Annotated in this window: 16 protein-coding genes and 1 pseudogene; 3 read left to right on the plus strand and 14 right to left on the minus strand. The window is 35.2% G+C overall.

The window, feature by feature from the left end; genetic code table 11:
• Window positions 1-54: 54 nt before the first annotated feature.
• From ccpA to FEZ33_RS03220, 3 genes are all read right to left on the minus strand, one after another.
• Window positions 55-1,065: a catabolite control protein A gene (ccpA, locus tag FEZ33_RS03210; RefSeq protein ID WP_138403955.1), complete on the minus strand. Its 1,011-nt coding sequence runs from the start codon at window positions 1,063-1,065 to the stop codon at window positions 55-57.
• Window positions 1,066-1,287: 222 nt separating this feature from the next.
• Window positions 1,288-1,788: a YtxH domain-containing protein gene (locus FEZ33_RS03215; protein ID WP_138403956.1), complete on the minus strand. Its 501-nt coding sequence runs from the start codon at window positions 1,786-1,788 to the stop codon at window positions 1,288-1,290.
• Window positions 1,789-1,816: 28 nt separating this feature from the next.
• Window positions 1,817-2,407, minus strand: a complete 591-nt coding sequence (locus FEZ33_RS03220; RefSeq protein ID WP_138403957.1) for a DUF948 domain-containing protein — start codon at window positions 2,405-2,407, stop codon at window positions 1,817-1,819.
• Window positions 2,408-2,594: 187 nt separating this feature from the next.
• Here FEZ33_RS03220 and FEZ33_RS03225 point away from each other — a divergent pair, with 187 nt between their 5' ends.
• Complete coding sequence (locus FEZ33_RS03225) at window positions 2,595-3,461, plus strand: mechanosensitive ion channel family protein (protein ID WP_138403958.1); 867 nt, start codon at window positions 2,595-2,597, stop codon at window positions 3,459-3,461.
• 39 nt (window positions 3,462-3,500) lie between these two features.
• On the opposite strand, the gene FEZ33_RS03230 is transcribed toward FEZ33_RS03225, so the two are convergent.
• The 11 genes from FEZ33_RS03230 to zapA form a co-directional block, all read right to left on the minus strand.
• Complete coding sequence (locus tag FEZ33_RS03230; RefSeq protein WP_138403959.1) at window positions 3,501-4,019, minus strand: YfcE family phosphodiesterase; 519 nt, start codon at window positions 4,017-4,019, stop codon at window positions 3,501-3,503.
• Window positions 3,997-4,614, minus strand: a complete 618-nt coding sequence (locus tag FEZ33_RS03235) for an XTP/dITP diphosphatase (protein ID WP_328590768.1) — start codon at window positions 4,612-4,614, stop codon at window positions 3,997-3,999. Before FEZ33_RS03235 ends, FEZ33_RS03230 begins: the two co-directional genes overlap by 23 nt.
• A complete protein-coding gene (gene racE, locus FEZ33_RS03240) occupies window positions 4,604-5,446 on the minus strand; it encodes a glutamate racemase (RefSeq protein WP_138403961.1) in 843 nt (280 codons plus the stop codon). Before racE ends, FEZ33_RS03235 begins: the two co-directional genes overlap by 11 nt.
• A 196-nt stretch (window positions 5,447-5,642) precedes the next feature.
• The gene (locus FEZ33_RS03245) at window positions 5,643-6,920 is read right to left on the minus strand and encodes an ABC transporter permease (RefSeq protein ID WP_138403962.1); all 1,278 of its coding nucleotides are present in this window, start codon (window positions 6,918-6,920) and stop codon (window positions 5,643-5,645) included.
• The gene (locus FEZ33_RS03250) at window positions 6,913-7,821 is read right to left on the minus strand and encodes an ABC transporter ATP-binding protein (protein ID WP_138403963.1); all 909 of its coding nucleotides are present in this window, start codon (window positions 7,819-7,821) and stop codon (window positions 6,913-6,915) included. Before FEZ33_RS03250 ends, FEZ33_RS03245 begins: the two co-directional genes overlap by 8 nt.
• 132 nt (window positions 7,822-7,953) lie before the next feature.
• On the minus strand, window positions 7,954-9,636 hold the full coding sequence (locus FEZ33_RS03255; RefSeq protein ID WP_212746661.1) for a hypothetical protein: 1,683 nt from the start codon (window positions 9,634-9,636) through the stop codon (window positions 7,954-7,956).
• A 21-nt stretch (window positions 9,637-9,657) separates the two neighbouring features.
• Window positions 9,658-10,503, minus strand: coding sequence for a pyridoxamine kinase (locus FEZ33_RS03260; RefSeq protein ID WP_138403964.1), 846 nt, complete (start codon window positions 10,501-10,503; stop codon window positions 9,658-9,660).
• Window positions 10,504-10,675: 172 nt separating this feature from the next.
• Complete coding sequence (gene trxA, locus FEZ33_RS03265) at window positions 10,676-10,984, minus strand: thioredoxin (RefSeq protein WP_138403965.1); 309 nt, start codon at window positions 10,982-10,984, stop codon at window positions 10,676-10,678.
• Between the two features lie 95 nt (window positions 10,985-11,079).
• Window positions 11,080-13,446 (minus strand): endonuclease MutS2, encoded by a 2,367-nt coding sequence (locus tag FEZ33_RS03270; protein WP_138403974.1) that lies wholly within the window; start codon window positions 13,444-13,446, stop codon window positions 11,080-11,082.
• Window positions 13,447-13,529: 83 nt separating this feature from the next.
• Window positions 13,530-14,081: a CvpA family protein gene (locus FEZ33_RS03275; RefSeq protein ID WP_138403966.1), complete on the minus strand. Its 552-nt coding sequence runs from the start codon at window positions 14,079-14,081 to the stop codon at window positions 13,530-13,532.
• A 22-nt stretch (window positions 14,082-14,103) separates the two neighbouring features.
• Window positions 14,104-14,442, minus strand: a complete 339-nt coding sequence (gene zapA, locus FEZ33_RS03280) for a cell division protein ZapA (protein WP_171031264.1) — start codon at window positions 14,440-14,442, stop codon at window positions 14,104-14,106.
• Between the two features lie 156 nt (window positions 14,443-14,598).
• On the opposite strand from zapA, the gene rnhC reads away from it, so the two are divergent.
• Both rnhC and FEZ33_RS13045 read left to right on the plus strand, forming a co-directional pair.
• Window positions 14,599-15,555 carry a ribonuclease HIII gene (gene rnhC / locus FEZ33_RS03285; protein ID WP_138403968.1) on the plus strand — a complete coding sequence of 319 codons (957 nt, stop codon included), beginning with the start codon at window positions 14,599-14,601 and terminating at the stop codon, window positions 15,553-15,555.
• Window positions 15,556-15,709: 154 nt separating this feature from the next.
• A pseudogene (locus FEZ33_RS13045) lies at window positions 15,710-17,208 on the plus strand (IS1182 family transposase); the annotation flags it as partial.
• Window positions 17,209-17,463 lie beyond the last annotated feature (255 nt).

The following is a 17,463-nucleotide window of genomic DNA, read 5'->3' on the forward strand; positions in this document are numbered from 1 at the left end:
TAATCCCACTTAACTGTTAATTAAACAATTTAGCGGGATTTTTTTCATTACTATTTAATTTTCATCTTTGTGCAATGTTGAACCACGGTGTTTAATCTTATACGGTAAAATTACTTGTTTCTCTTCAACTTCTTCATTACTCATAATTTTAGTTAACAGACGCATCGCAACTGCACCAATATCATATAATGGTTGTTGGATACTTGTTAATTTTGGTCGTACAATTTCAGTAACGATTGAGTTATCACTAGTAATCACTTCTAAGTCTTCTGGTACTTTAAAGCCAGCGTCTAAAGCAGCGTTCATTAATGCGGCAGCAAATGTATCTTCTTTAACGATAACACTATCTGCCTTAAGGGTTTGTAATTCTTCTAATACTTTATCAGCATCCGTATATCGTAGTGCTTGTTGGATAACTAAGTCTTCATCAAACTCTACACCTTTTTCTTCATATGCAGCTTTAAATCCTTCTAAACGGTGTTGAGACGTTAATAATTCTGGCTCATCTGTCACTAAAACAACACGACGTCCATGGTCTAATAATTCTGCTGTGATTTCTTTTGTAGCAACCGTGTGATCAATATTCACACTGTAATATTCTGGGTTGTCAACTAAAGTACCAGCAAAAACAACCGGTGTTGATGTACGTTCGATTTCTTTACGAATAGACTCTGAAACATTTTGTCCCATAAAGATAATTCCATCTACTTGATTGGCAAGTAATGTATTAAATACTTGTACTTCCTTCTCTTGACTCTCATCAGAGTTTGCTAAGATAATGTTATATTTGTACATTGACGCAATATCGTCTATTCCTCGAGCTAAAGATGAGAAGAATAAATTCGTTACACTCGGTAAAATAACTCCAACTGTCGTCGTTTTTTTACTTGCTAAACCACGAGCTACGGCATTTGGTCGATAATCTAATCTTTCAATAACCTCTGAAACCTTTTTGCGTGTACTAGGTTTAACATTCGGATTACCATTGACAACACGAGATACCGTTGCCATAGAAACCCCTGCTTCACGAGCGACATCATATATTGTAATTGTTTGTTTTTCCATAGGGCTAACCTTCTTTCAAATAAGTATCTACTTGTTGTAAATTTATCACAATTCATTTTTTATTGCAAGCGTTTTATTTCCAGTGAATGACGATTTCAGCAATGTTTTTATGAAAATGATATAAATATACCCAAGACTCCATGTTCCTATATTTTCATGAAAATGTCAATAAAAAATGTGAATAATACATTAAATTAATGTATCATTCACATTGCTAATTTATTATTTATTTACTTCATTTTTCACGGTATCAACTGCGTCTTCAGTTGAAGCTTTTACGTGTTGTGTTGAGTCACTAACATCATCTGCTAAATCTTTTGCTTCAACAGTGATAGTATCTCCTAAGTCTTCTGCATCTTCTTTTAATTTTTGTGCATCTTTACTTAATTCATCTTTTGAATCTTTCATATCGCTTTTTACACGATCCCATTCTGTTGTTGCTTCTTGACGAATATCATCAAATTGAGATTTAAATTGATCCGCTGAATCTTTTAGATTTACTTTAATATCTTCAGTTGTTTCATAGGCAGCATCATATAATTCAACACCGCGTTCTACTGCATAGTCAGTATATTCACCAGCGCTATCTAAAAACTGGTCAACTTCAACGGCAATATCACGACGTAATTCTTTCCCTGATTTTGGTGCGTATAATAAAGCAGCAATCCCTGCTACTGAAGCGCCAAATAATGCTCCTAAGAAAAATCCTCCATTTTTACTCATTCAAATCATCCTTTCTATTATCATTCTTTTAGTTTTTTATTGTTATTTCTCCAGCTGTCTTTGAAGCTGGTTTATGTTTAATATCAAATAATTCTGATTCATATAATTCTTTCTCTAATGAATCTACCGTTGGTACAGGTGGTTTTGGTTTAGTCACCGGTTGATTCGACGTTTCTGTTCTTGGTGACGGCGCCGCTTCTCCAGCTGATGGTCGTTTGCGTGCTACTCTCTTAGCTGAATTTACAAATTTTTTAATCGGTGATTGGCGTTTCTTTCCTACACCTTTCAATAAATTTGAAGTCATATTTTTAGTTGAATCATTTAAATCAGATACCGAAGTACCTAAATCTCCGATAGCAACAAATAATGGATCTGTTTTACTTAATTTACCATTTACATCGTCAACTAACGTATTCGCTTTGTTCAATAACCCCTCAACTTCGATCGATAGATTATCTACGTCTTTTGTCACGACATCAATAGTAGTATTTAGTTTTGCCACCGTTTCGTTTACATCTTTTAAAATTTGTGATAATTTTGATAAATTTAAACAAATAAATACAACTAATACCACAAATGCAAGCGCTGCAATAATTCCAGCTAATTCTCCTATTGTCATACTTCTAACTCACTCCTTCCCTGTTCTTATAGGATAAATATATCATTTTTAAGGATATTGTACAAATAATTGGATACTTATAAAGTGAGTTTTTTTACAAAATATTTTTGAAGCGTCTTTCTAATCATGCAAAAAACTATTTAAATCATTCTAATTCTGTTATATTTTAGTAAAGGAGTGTGATAATTTGGCAATCGGACAATTAAACTTAGAAGCAATTCTAAGGAATTTTATGCCAGAAGAAACATCTGAGAATATTATTTATTTTGGAACAATATTATTACGTTTAATAATCATTACGATTATTTTTTTAATCGTGAAATACCTTGTCGAATCATTCTTTGATGCGAACCCTGCAGGTCGTATCAGTTTTAGAGGAAAGCAATCACCACAACGAATTAAGACAATTAATACTTTACTTCGTAACTTTTCAATGTATATTTTATACTTCCTATTTATATATTATCTACTCACAGCTTTAGGTTTTCCAGTTGGAACGTTATTAGCTGGTGCTGGGATTGCCGGGGTTGCGATTGGTCTTGGTGCCCAAGATCTGATCAATGATATGATTAATGGTTTCTTCATTATCTTTGAGAATCACTTTGAAGTGGGAGATTTTGTGCAAATTCCAGCGGAAGAAATTACTGGTACAATTGAGGATGTTGGTATACGTACAACAACCATTCAGGCTGCTAGTGGGGATAAGTTTTATATTCCCAATAGTTTAATTACAACGGTTAACAATAAAAGCCGTAGTACGCGTCAAGTTACGATTGAAATCCCTGTAGCAGACGAAACTGAATTTAAAACTTTTGAAGCAGAAATGGAAGATATAACTCAAATGATTTATGAAAAATACAATGAAGTCATGCGCGATGAACCTTCCATTGTTGGTTTTGTTCGAGGAGTTGATCAAACATTCAATTACCGTATTGCTTTTACTGTAGCAACGGGAGAAGATTATATGCATACAAGTATTTTCTATCGTGAATATTTATTTGCTCTACAAGAACAAGATTTCAAAATTCCAAGTTCTGTTTACGACGAAACATAATAAAAAAATGCGATGAGCTTAAAAACTCATCGCATTTTTTTATCTTGGATAGGTGTGTGTTAACTCTTCTAGTAGTTTCATATCCTCATCATAGAACGTCACTTCATATTCATCTTTAGTTACATTAACAATCGCATATGTTTTATATGGATGAATCCCTCTTGAATTATTTAAACTACCTGGATTAACTAATAGTAATTCATCATCAATCAATTCACTCTTTAATTGATGCGTGTGACCATGAAACACAAAGTTCGCTCCGCGTTCTTTAGCTAATTCAATGACCGCGCTGTTTGTCCGATTAACACTTTGAACATGTCCGTGAACTAAGTATACTTTACCTTCAGGTGTATCGATAATTTGTTCCATAGGATAATAATGAGTACCATCCATGTTCCCTTCTACCGCTCCATCGATTAATTCCCAAATTGAATCATCTTGTTCAAATTCTGAATCACCTAGATGGAAGATATAATCCACTGTTGGTCTGACTTCTTTAACAATGTCATATACTTTTTTCCAACGTCCGTGATTGTCACTTAATATCATCATTTTCATAAATATCCAGCTCCTTCATCCATGTATCTATTTTTTTATTTAATTCTTGCATTGCCTTTGCTCTGTGACTTATTTTATTCTTTTCAGCCAGGGGCATCTCAGCAAATGTCTGGTCTTTCTCAGGATAATAAAATAATGGGTCATAGCCAAATCCATCGTCTCCACTCAATTCTTTGAGTATATAACCCTTGGCTCTACCTTCAACCACTAGACTTTCATTATTTGGATAAGCTAATACTAATACCGATTGAAAGTATGCCTGGCGGTCTTCCCCTTCAAAACTTGCCATCTCGGTTAATAATTTCTGATTATTTCGTTGATCATCTTTCGGTTCCCCGCTGTATCTTGCACTATATACCCCCGGTTTGCCGTTTAATGATGGAACAACCAAGCCTGAGTCATCGGCTAAAGCAATGACCTGTAATTCATTGGCAATTGTTTCAGCTTTCAAACGCGCATTTTCTTCAAATGTTGTTCCAGTTTCTTCAACTTCTTCAACGTCAGGGTAATCTAATAATGATTTTACTTCGATATCAGTGTTTTTGAACATCTCTTTAAATTCTTTTATTTTCCCTTGATTATGACTAGCTATCATGACGATCAACGATAATCTCTCCTTTTATATCACATTCTTGAACTTTGAGTTCGGGTTGCTTTAACCATTGACGGGCGAATGTTTCAAATTCCGAAGCATTGCCTGTCGTATAAATTGCTTGCGTTGCTGGTGTGAGTGCTGCTTCTTCTGCGGTACGACTTAAACTAAAGTAATCGAGTAAGGTACTCACTTCATTAATCGTTTCAACCCCAGAATCAATCAAAGTAACCTCTGGTCCCATGACCTTTTGAATCTTGTCAATCAGTAAGGGATAATGTGTACATCCTAGAACAAGGCTATCTACTTTCGCCTCTTTTAAGGGTTCTAATCGATGATTTATAATATCAAGAGCTTCGTCCGTTTCAATATTTTGAGACTCAACGAGTTCAACAAATTCAGGACAAGCGATACTCGTAATATTGAGTGTGTCAGCTTTTTCAAGCATCACCTCTTCATACATATTACTATTAATTGTTCCTTGGGTTCCGATAACACCGACGTGTCCGCCGGTCGTATTCTTAATAGCTGTACGACAACCAGAATGAATCACACCAACAACTGGAATAGCTAATGTTGCTCGAATCTCTTCTAACGCAGCTGCTGTCCCTGTATTACAAGCAATGACAAGCATTTTGATGCCCTTTTCGCGTAAGTAATTCGTCATCTGCCATATATATCGTTTAACTTCTTGTAATGATCTCGGCCCATAAGGTGTACGTGCACTGTCACCTAGATAGATGATTGATTCATTAGGTAGTTGTTTTAAACTCTGCTTTACAACCGTTAAACCACCAAACCCTGAATCAATAAAGCCAATGGGTAATTCTTTCATACTTTCATCTCTTTTCTAATAGTACCGTATTAATAATATCGCATCGATATTAAGTGGAGTGAATAAATCGCTCCGAAAGTAAACAAATAATTATTAACTTATAGTATAACGCTGATTACAAAATAATGCTAAAAAATGTGCCTAAAATTTCACAAAAAAACAACCCGTGTGACTGGATTGTTTCTTTAAACACATTCTATTTACTTGCTCTTTCACTTTTCCATAAGGCAAATGAACGCTTGAAGGCATTCACCATCCCTTTATCACTATAGATTAGAACATTGCTCTTATAGAACAGAAGTGAGAACCAAAGTACAAAGGCCATAAATAAGACGGAAACCACAATTGAAATAGTGATTTCAGTTGAACTTACAGTCTCTGCAGCGACTCTAAACGGCATGATAAATGGTGTAAATAATGGGATTTGCGATGTAATTCGAACTAAGGAATTATTCGTTGAATTCAGTGCAAACATCCCAACATAGAAACCACCTAGAGCTAAGAATATAATCGGTGTAATCATCTTATTAACATCTTCAGTCTTAGATACTAGTGAACCTAAGAATCCGGCAAGAACAGTATAAATTAATATACCGCTGATGGCATAGACGATACCTAAGATAACAACATTACTACTACCTTGTAACAGTTCACCAATATTTAATCCCTCAAAAGAATCCAGTAGATTCAATTGACGTAAAACAAAAGAAATTAAGAAATACAAACCAATATAAATAACGACTTGAGTCAGTATCACTAATAATATCCCGATCAATTTCCCTAGGAAGTGAGCGGTAGGTGATACACTGGAAAGTATAATTTCCATAATTCTAGACCCTTTTTCAACCGCGATTTCTTGAGAAATAATACTCACATAATTCATAATAAATATGAATACAATAATTGAAACAGCATAAGCAATCCCAATCCTTACAAACATCACAGGATCTTGAGCAGATTGTTCAACGACTTCACCGGCCTCATTCCTACTCACATTAATACTATTAATCGATACGGCTGTATCTTGAATTTGAGTTAATTGTTCACCGGTCAAGCCCATTTCTTCCGCTGAATTGACGAAATTATATTGACTTAAGGCTTCTTCAAAAGGTGCTAATGAAATATCTTTGCTTGTAGTTTTGCGGTAATACATTGGATTAGAAACATCATCTCCAAATATTAAATAACCGTCTATGTCATCGGTCTGTAAAGCTTCATCTGCTTGACTACGATCAAAATCATATTGTATTTGATTTCCAGTATTAACTTCTTCAATAATCTCTTGTACTTCAGCATTCGCATCAATCACCGCAATATTACCCACAGATGAATCTAACTGACTGCTGCCGACGAAATAACCAATAGCTAAAACAACACCTACCATTATAATTGGTGAGACAATCATCCAAAAAAATGACCAAGATAGGACATTTTTTCGATAGACTTCTTTAATTATAACTCCTAATCTATTCATGAATGGCTTCACCTGCTTTCATCTTAAATATTTCCTCTAATGTCGGTGGCTGTTGACTAAACTTCGGTAAGTATTCACCTTTAGAAATTGTTTTAAATAAAGGTTCACCATAAGATGCATCCTCGAGTTTCAATGTATATTGATTTTTTCTCGTTTCCTTCACATCGATGACCCCTTCTAATTCTTTGAGTTCTTCAAGTGTCCAATCAGGTGTTTCTATATAGATAAATGTTCTTCCAAAGCTTTCTCTCACTTCATTAATTTCACCATACAATAATTGTTTTCCGTGATGAATCATGACTAATTTATCACAAATCTCTTCGACATTATTCATATTATGACTTGAGAAGATGATTGCACTACCCTTTTCTTTCAAGTCTAAAATGCCTTGTTCTAATAACTCAGCATTCACCGGATCGAGTCCACTAAAGGGCTCATCTAAGATAACTAATTTAGGCTCATGAATTAACGTCGCAATGAGCTGGACCTTTTGCTGATTCCCTTTAGATAAAGTTTTAATCTTATCTGTTCGTGTCCCTTTAACGTCAAACTTTTTCATCCATTCATCGATTTTATTATCAATATCATCTCTTTGCATTCCACGCAATTGGGCGAAATAGGTGATTTGTTGTTCGATGGTCATTGTTTCATATAATCCACGTTCTTCTGGTAAATAACCGATATTATCATACAAATTATTGCCCAATTTTTCGCCGTTCCAGTTAACCTTACCGTCTTCTTCTGGAGTTAAAAAATCTAAAATCATTCGAAAGATTGTCGTTTTACCAGATCCATTTTGGCCAATCATTCCTAGAATTATTCCATCCTCAATCTCAAATGATACGCCATCGACTGCTCGTAAATCGCCAAAGCTTTTCACTAAATTGCTTACTGTTAACATAATAACCTCCTTTAATGGTTTAAGTATATCGAACTCATATTCATATTCCAAATTATATTCCTTTTCATAATTAAGTAAAAAGACCCACATATTTTCAAATATGTAGGTCCTGTGTTTAATTTATAATAATGTTTACCATTCAATTTCTCTGACTTCTCCAGACTCTGTAGCTGTAAAGTCAACTTCTGTTCCTGCTTCTAGAAACGGTAAGTGATCATTTAATGAGATATCAGCTTTATAAACTGTTCCATCAAATGTAAAGTAATAAACCGTATTTCCTTCGACAACAACCGCTTGAACAGCATCCACTTCTCCTGTAAATTCATTCAAGTCATCTTCAGTTTCGATTTCTTCAATGTCTAATGGATTATCAACTGCGTAAGCTTGCATTAATTGAGACACACTTGATTCGACATAAACACTTTGATAGTTTTGAACATCAACTAAAGCATATTCTTTAATTAAGCCGGAATTATCTTTCAGCGTGAGGATATACATCGGATTCCCATTAATGTTTATGAGTAATGGGAATGTCGCTGTATAACTTGTTTCTTGAACACTACCTTCCGCTGAACGCATTGCTGAGAATTCTTCAGCTGCACTTAGAGGATACATTTGGGCTTCTTTTGTTCTTAAGTTTACTAACACAAAACCAATATTCGACTCATCCGCCGCTACGGATGTAATACCTGTATACAGATATAAATCATCTTCGATTGGTAAATATGTATATCCAGCTGTTGGTTCTGTCACTCCTTCTTGAGCAAAGAGTGAGTTAAAGAATCCGTTACGGTAGTGACCTTGCATCGTCAATTGATGCATAATTAAATCTGCACCATACACTCGATCGACCCAACTTGGTATTTCTTCTAAAGAATACGTATTTGTTTCACCAGTCGTCGCATTCAACACAATGACACCATTTACTTCTGGCTCTCTTATAAAGAAATTACGCGTATATGTTGAAGCGATATAAAAAGGATTTCCCTCATCATCAATTTCAAACGTTGGCGCTTCAAATAATACAAATGGATTTGAAAATCGTAACTTACGCATCACATCTCGGTTTAAAATTTCTGAATGACTATAGCGAATAGGTTCAGGTGGAGTTTGTAATTGGACGTCCCCTGTGACATTATCAACTTGGATATAATGAGGAATCCCTGTTTGAAAATTATTTAACCAACGGAAGAAACCAGCATATTCTAGTGGTGATACACGGTAAGGTGCTGAATCTATAGTAATTTGGGTGTAATCTTCAGCCACCTCAAATTGAGAAACAAGTTCTGATATATTACCTAATTGTCTATTCCCCAATCGTTCAGCCGTATCACGGTCAACTAATGGAATTTGATTGATATTTGTCTCAGGAAAATCTTCTTCGAAAGAAGCTTGATCCACTGTAATCATATTTGAATACCCATCCGAAAAGAATACAGGTGATAAGACTAAGTAAGTAACCACACCAATAACTAATAAGATTGGCCATGGGTACACTAATAATTTATATTTCAGAGAGAATTTTGGCATACTAAAGCCAGTTTCGCCGTTTTTAAGTTTGGAAAATGTTTTTACACTATCTGCTAACAATTCAATAATTAAAACACCAGCTGCAATAAGGAATAAGAAAATCCAAAAATCAAGTGAAGCATAATGTAATGGCGGAAGCATAATATAGTAGTAAAGAGCTATTAAAATCGCTAGTACAATATATAAATAACGTACTTTCCCTCCACTTAATTTATTCTTGGACATCCTGTTTTGGAAAGAATCTTTCCACTTCCTGTTGTTAAATGTATCGGTTACATCTTTCATTAAAAAATTCCTTTCTATATTTTATTGAGGGAAGAATTCCTTTAAAGTTGGCTCGAAATAAATTCCCCATTTGATATCACGATTCAAGGCTAACGTATTGTCTAATGATTGCTCGATAATATTTCCTGTCTTCTCTAGAGACTCTTCAATGGATAGCCCTCTACTATACCAAACCGTTGTCGAACTCACGACGATATCTCCAGTACCAAAGAAATGTTGCGGATAATATCTATGCATCAGCAACTTTTGGTAATCATTGTGTCCTCTAACATAAAAGCCTATTTGATCTGGCATTTTATCAGGTAAACGAACGCCAGTAATAGCTACATATTTCGCACCAGACTCAATTAATTTGCGACTCACTACGTCTAACTCTTCAACCGTCATCGATTCTGAATAAGGTGTATTCGTAATAAAGCAAGCTTCTGTAATATTTGGAAAAACAATATCCGCTTCTTTCATTAATGCTGAGAATTTTTCTGCGATTTTGTGGTCAAATCCTGGATAATATTTCCCGTGATCGGCCATAATCGGATCCATTAACAAGATAAGTTCTGGATTCAACCGTTTCTCCTCACGATAATACTGGGTAAATAATTCAACTTGCTCTGTCGTTGAAAAATACCCAGTCATCATGACATCAAAATGGATGTCATTTGCCTTCCAAACTTCAACCGTTCGTTTGAAATCTTCATTCATCTCATGACGAATAATATTAGCATAACTTTCCCCTGTTTGGGTTGATACAAACATTGTTGGAAGAATGGATACTTCCAATCCACCTGCGGATAATATTGGAATGTTTATATTTGCTGCCACTTTACCTGCTCCTGGAATATCATTTACGACTAAAACTCTTTTTGACATCTTTTCATACACCTCTCACATCAATTATAGTCTAGTTTTCCTTATATAACTAGAGGGAATTCAAGTCCCTTTTGACTTATAGAAATACTATCAGTATATCTAATTTTTCCCAAAAATCAAAAAAAGCACTCACCTTAAAAGTAAGATGAGTGCTAGAATCTAATCTATCTATTTATATGTACTGATTTAAAATCTCAGTTAGACGTGCTTTGTCGTGATATCCTACTAATTTCTCAACAACTTCGCCATCTTTTTTGATTAAAAGTGTTGGAATTGACATAATTCCAAATGATTGAGCTGTTTTAGGTTCGTCGTCTACGTTCATTTTGTAGAATTCAACGTCATCCATTTCTTCAGCTAATTCATCCACGATAGGTGATTGCATACGGCAAGGTCCACACCAAGGTGCCCAAAAATCCGTTAAGGTAATCCCTTCGTCTGTTTTTGCATTAAATTGATCATCTGATATTGCTTGTGTCATGATTACATTCCTCCCTTTTCATAAAACTATTATAACATCTCATAGTATTGAAGACTATCGAATTGCTCAAATACTTATTGTAATGACTAAATTTATTATTTGAAATAAACAATCGTTGACCCATCGCCACCTGCATTGGGTGGTGAGTATTCAAAGCGATCGACTTGCGGATGCTCTTTAAGTGCTTTTTGAACACCGTTTCTTAAAGCACCTGTCCCTTTACCATGAATAATTGTTACCATTGGATGATTTGATAATAAGGCAGAGTCCAAATACTCTTCTAATTTGGATAAGCCCGCATCATAACGTTGGCCACGTAAGTCGAGTGTCGTTTTTACTTTTGATCCAACATTTCTTTGGACGTTTACTTTCGTTGGTTTTTCAACTTTCTTAAGTGGTTCTAAATCTTTCTCGGCAATTTTCATCTTTAATATTCCCATTTGAACAACGTATTCATCTTTTCCAGATTGTTCAACAATAGAGCCTCTTTGGCCATATGAAAGAACTTCTACGTCATCACCAGGTTTAAGTTTCTTCTTCTCTTTCGCACGTTTAAGCACTTTATTCTTCTTAAGTTCTTCTGGCAATTTCAAGTCATCAAAGGATGATCGCTTATCAATAAGTACATGTTCTTTAATCGTATTACTTTGTCCTTGTTCGAGTTGTAATTCTCTTATTTCACTTAATAGTTTTTCTGCTTCATCCTGTTTCTCGCGCACGAGTTCATTAGCATCTCGCTTCGCCTTTTCAACGATCTTACTCTTTTGCTCTAACCAGCGATTGTATTCGTGTCGTAAATCTTTATGTAATTGTTCTGCATCATCCAGGAACTTCTCTGCTTTCATATGATCTTGTTCAGCTGAACGGCGTTCAAATTCAAGATTAGCCACCATCTCGTTAATGGATTGATCATCTCTAGATACACCTTCTTGAGCAGTTTGAAGAATCGTATCTGGCAGTCCCAAACGTTTAGAAATTTCGAGTGCGTTAGATCTACCCGGGACACCTATTAATAAGCGATATGTCGGTGATAATGTGTCCGAATTAAATTCCATACTCGCGTTAATTGTGTCCTTAGCATCATTGGCATATAATTTCAATTCAGGATAGTGAGTCGTTGCCATAATGGTTGTACCCATTTTTCTAAAATGTTCAAGAATCGCCATCGCTAATGCAGCACCTTCTTGCGGATCCGTCCCTGAACCTAACTCATCAAATAAAACTAAAGATTCATGCGTCGCATCGTTAATAATTCTCACATTGTTTGTCATATGACTCGAGAACGTACTTAAACTTTGTTCAATCGATTGCTCGTCACCGATATCGGCATAAACATTATCAAACACACCTATTTGACTGCCAGCTTCAGCTGGAATATGTAAGCCTGATTGTCCCATCAAATGCAATAGGCCTAACGTCTTAAGCAAGATAGTCTTACCACCCGTATTCGGTCCGGTAATAATTAAAGCCTTATATTCTTCTCCAAGTAAAATATCGTTCGCAACGATATCTTCGGATGCAATGAGCGGGTGTCTCGCTTGCCATAAGGCAACGATTAAATCTTTTGATAAGATTGGCTTAGTCGCGTCAATTTCACGGCTATACCCTGCTCTAGCTTGAATAAAGTCTAATTGAGCTAACATCTCTTGATTTGTTCGAATTTCATTTGTATATGGCATTAAGCTCTGTGATATTTCATCCAGAATCCGTTCGATTTCTTTTCGCTCAGCAACTTTTAATTCCGCTAAACGGTTATTTAAATTTACCACGCTTTGTGGTTCCATATATAAAGTCTGCCCAGAGCTACTCTGATCGTGGACTGTTCCGCCCATTTGATTACGATATTCTGCTTTCACCGGAACAACATAGCGCCCGTTACGAATTGTAATTAAAGTATCCGTTAATTGATTCGCACGACTCTTTAAAATTTGATTCAATTGATTTCGCACTTGTTGTTCTGTATTGGATTGATTTCTTCTTATAGATGCTAATTGACTCGATGCCGAAGATAAGACACTTCCATCTTCATCAATGGCATTATGAATTAGCTTCTCAACTTCTGGCAGATGAATACAACGATCTACCCAGGCTTGTAATGCCGGGAAATATTTCTCATCATCAGCTAAAATTTCAAAGAATTGAATGACTTGCTTCGTTGACGTTAACAACTTACCAACTTCTGCGAGTTCTCTACCATTGAGACTGGCACCTAATTCTAATCTCTTTAAAGGTTGATCCAATGATCGTAACCGGGGTACCGGAATAAGACGATCCTGCAACAATAGATTCAGTGACTGCTCAGTTTCATCTTGCCACTTTTGAATCGTTTCGTAATTATTCGATGGTTTCATATTAGCTATCTTACTCTGAGCAAGTTCTGTTTGAGTATATTGTTTGATACGTTGACGTACTTTGTCGAATTCTAATGTGTCAAAAATCTTCTCATTACTCACAGAAAACATCATTCCTTTCTATCTCTTACTATCAACTATATATTATAACAAAAAAAGTGTCCCTATGCCATTCATAGGAACACCGCTATTTCTTAAGAAAATGGATTGAAATTGAACCAAGTTTCTGCAGCAAAGTTTGAGAAAAATGGCGTATTCGACACTATTTGATAAGCTATCGGATTATCAACAAACTGTTGTTGTATAAATTCAATCGGAATCAGTGATAGAACGAATAAAAAGAAAAAGACAATAACATAGGTAATTAAAACGTTCACTACGCCACCACCAATAGCATTTAAATGGTTGAGTAAATCATAATACATGACACGAGTGAATAATAAAGATAAAAAGTTAGTAATAACCCAACCAATTAAACCGATGAGGATAAAAGTTATCACTCGATAGAAAGCTTCATCAATAAAAAAGCTCGTTGCTTCATCATAGAAAGCTAAATCTGTATCCGGTTGAACTGAGGGAAATGGTATGAGCATTTCGACAATCTCAGATAATGGTTGAAAATAACGTGTCGCAAGTACAAAGGTAATAATATACCCAACTAAACGAATCAGTTGTAATACTAAACCTCGACGATAGCCTGTATAGAAACTAATAAGTAAGGCAATAAGAATAATAATTGTTAACATAGCATCTCTCCTATCTGACTAATCACTCACGCTCATATGGTACTTGATGCGAATTACTTTGATCTCTTCTCGAATAATTCGGACGTGTTGATTGCTTAGATTCTATTTGTGTCTTTAATTGTTCAATCTCTTCCTCTAGCTCAAGAATTTGTTGTTCTTTCATAAGCTGATCCGATATAGCATTTACCGACATTAAGATACTTCGATCTTCATTATTTAACTCCGGTGTCATTTCAGTTAATTGTTGTAGTTGATTATTTACAATATCAACCACTGAATTTAAATGTAGAGCCGATTTTTGACCCACAATCGTGTATTCTTTTCCTGCAATTTTTGCTTTAAATCGTAAATTCCGTTCCATCATTACTCATCCTTTTCAACTGCTTATCTTATTTTACCAAATTTTTGTTATAAATTCATTTTTATCTTAAATAGTCTTACATTACTCAAATCTATTTCACAATTTGCCTAATGTTCATTATAATATATCACAGAACAATCGAAAAGGATGAAGTGAATGGCCTCAGAAAGTATAAAAGTAAATAAAGCAACCTTTAACAAAATGCACGAACATTACAAGAATAATTTAGTTGATCCAGTTCCTTACAGTGAATTTCGTGCCAAAGTAGGATCGACAACGATTACTGGTTATACAAGTGGAAAAGTACTCTTTCAAGGAAATGATAGCCACGTTGAGTTAGCTAAATGGCAAAATAATCATTCAGCAACATCCTCAACGAGCTCAAAAACCAAAAGCAATACAAGTCCATCAGCTTCAGGTCTTCCAGAAGGCTTTGCTAATTGGCCAATAATCGGGAGTGATGAAGTTGGTAATGGTAGCTACTTTGGCTCTTTGACTGTCTGTAGTGTTTATTTATCACCAAGTCAATTTGATTTGGTTAAATTATTAGGCGTAAAAGATTCAAAACTCCTGAATGATAAGGAAATTGTAAAAATTGCAGAAGAGCTAAAAATGTCCGTACCCTATCACCTAACAGTCTGTACGCCTGAAAAATATAATCAAGGTATTGAAAAAGGGTATAATGCAGTGAGTATTAAAGTGTCGTTACATAATTTCACTATCGGAAAATTATTAAATAAATTGAATCCAGAGCAAAAAGAGGAGATGCGTGGTGTATTAATTGATCAATTTACGCCCGCAAATAACTACTTTAAGTACTTACAAAAAGAACAACATCCAATTAAAGATGATGTCTACTTTGTCAAAAAAGGAGAAAGTCATCATTTAGCAGTCGCAAGTGCGTCAATTATAGCCAGAGCTGCTTTCTTAGAATCCCTTGAAACACTCGGAAAACCATTTAATAAAGTATTGCCGTCTGGTGCAGGCAAAGCCAGTGATGTACTTGCTGCTCAACTCATTAAAAAACATGGTAAAAGTGTCTTAGATAAAACAGCTAAATTGCATTTTAAAAATACAAGTAAAGCTCTTGAGCTAGCCAAAAAAATCAAATAAAATAACGAGGAGCTGGGAAAAAACTCAGTCTCAGTATAAAAAACCACCCATTTATTGTGAAAAATAAATGGGTGGTTTTAGTATTTTTTTAAAGACAAAACGAGCCCTGAACCTTATAATTGAAGTACGACCAACAACTAAGGAGGGGCTCGTTATGTACCAAAATTATACCACAATGGAGACTGCATTAACACTACAATTAGATTTTACGATTCCAAATGATCATGAAGCTCGATTGATTAGCCGATTTGTCGATTCAATTCCTACGGAAGTTCTTTTAGATGAGACGTCACATACGGGACGTCCAGCTTTTCACCCCGCAATGCTATTAAAAATGTGTTTATTTGCATATAGCCGCTCAACATTTTCTGGTCGAAAAATTGAACAGATGAACGAAGAATCAATTCCTATGAAATGGCTAACTGGGGATACCTCTATTTGCTATAAAACTATTAATAACTTTCGATCAAGTGAACATGCATCAAATCTGATTAAGTATTCATTTGTCCTATTCACAACACTTTTAAGTGAGAATGATTTAATCTACAAGGATTCTTTATTTATTGATGGTACAAAAATTCAAGCAGATGCGAACATCTATAGTTTTACTTGGCGAAAAGCGATTGAACGTTATGAAGCTGGTCTAATTGAAAAAGTGTCTAGTTTGTATGAAGAACTTATTCAAACGAATGTAGATATTGCTATAACGGAAGAAGAATTAACCATGTCGATCGGAATCGAGAAGATCATTGATAGTCTAGATGAAGCTCTTGATGAGGTTGAAGTAAAAATCAAAAATGAGACAACCATACCTAAAGGTGGTTCTGAACACAAGCGACGTCGTCGCACGCTAAAAAAGCATCGAAATAAATGGAGAATGATTTCCTACCACGAAAACAGAAATATGAAGAAGCGAATGAACTATTTGATGGAAGAAATAGTTTTTCTAAAACAGATACAGACGCTACCTTCATGTGAATGAAAGAAGATCCAATGAAAAATCGTGAATTGAAACCTGGTTACAATCTTCAGGTAGCTTCTAGTAATCAATATGTCATTGACTTTGATATTTTTCCGAACCCAACAGATACGCGTACACTTATTCCGTTTCTAGACTCGATTCAAACACTTGATATGTTCCAATATATTGTTGCTGATGCTGGTTATGGTAGTGAAGAAAATTATATGGCTATTACCGATGATTTTGAGAAAGTACCATTGATTCCGTATGGAATGTATCATAAAGAACAAAGTAAAAAGCACAAAAATAATCCAAAGCATCGTCAGAACTGGTCCTATAACGAGGTTGAAGATTCCTATACTGATTTAGATGGTGTTCATTTTAATTTTTCACATTATAGTACTCGAAATGATAAAAATGGTTTTCAAAGGCAGTTTAAAATATATAAAGCTGATTCCGAGCAAATGGATGACCGTTTAAATAAACTAGCGAAAACACCGAAAGGTAGACAGCGCCAGACGGCGGTCAATAATAATTGGGAGTATTTCAAACACAAAGCTAAAGAGAATTTGGAGAGCACACCTGGAAAAGAAATCTATGCACAACGTAAGATTGACATAGAGACCGTTTTTGGTCGCATGAAAGGTGTATTTGGTATGCGCAGAGCGCATGTGAGAGGTAAACAAGAAGTACATTGACTACCGCCAGCGAAATGTACCAGCGTTGCCAAGTTTTGTACCACCCTTTGCCATGAAATGTACCAGTCATTGCCAACCTGTTTACCACTTATTAACTTCTGTATTGAGTATTGCGGACGTTCTTTACCAGTAGTGCGGTTCTTTTTACCACTCTTTGCGGGAAGATTTACCAATGTCTGCGGAATAGTTTACCAGTAATAATTAAATGACCCCATTTCTACTCAACTTTTGAGTAGAAATGGGGTCAAC

Origin of the sequence: Ruoffia tabacinasalis, assembly GCF_005864045.1 — a bacterium.
Taxonomy (GTDB): Bacteria; Bacillota; Bacilli; order Lactobacillales; family Aerococcaceae; genus Ruoffia; species Ruoffia tabacinasalis.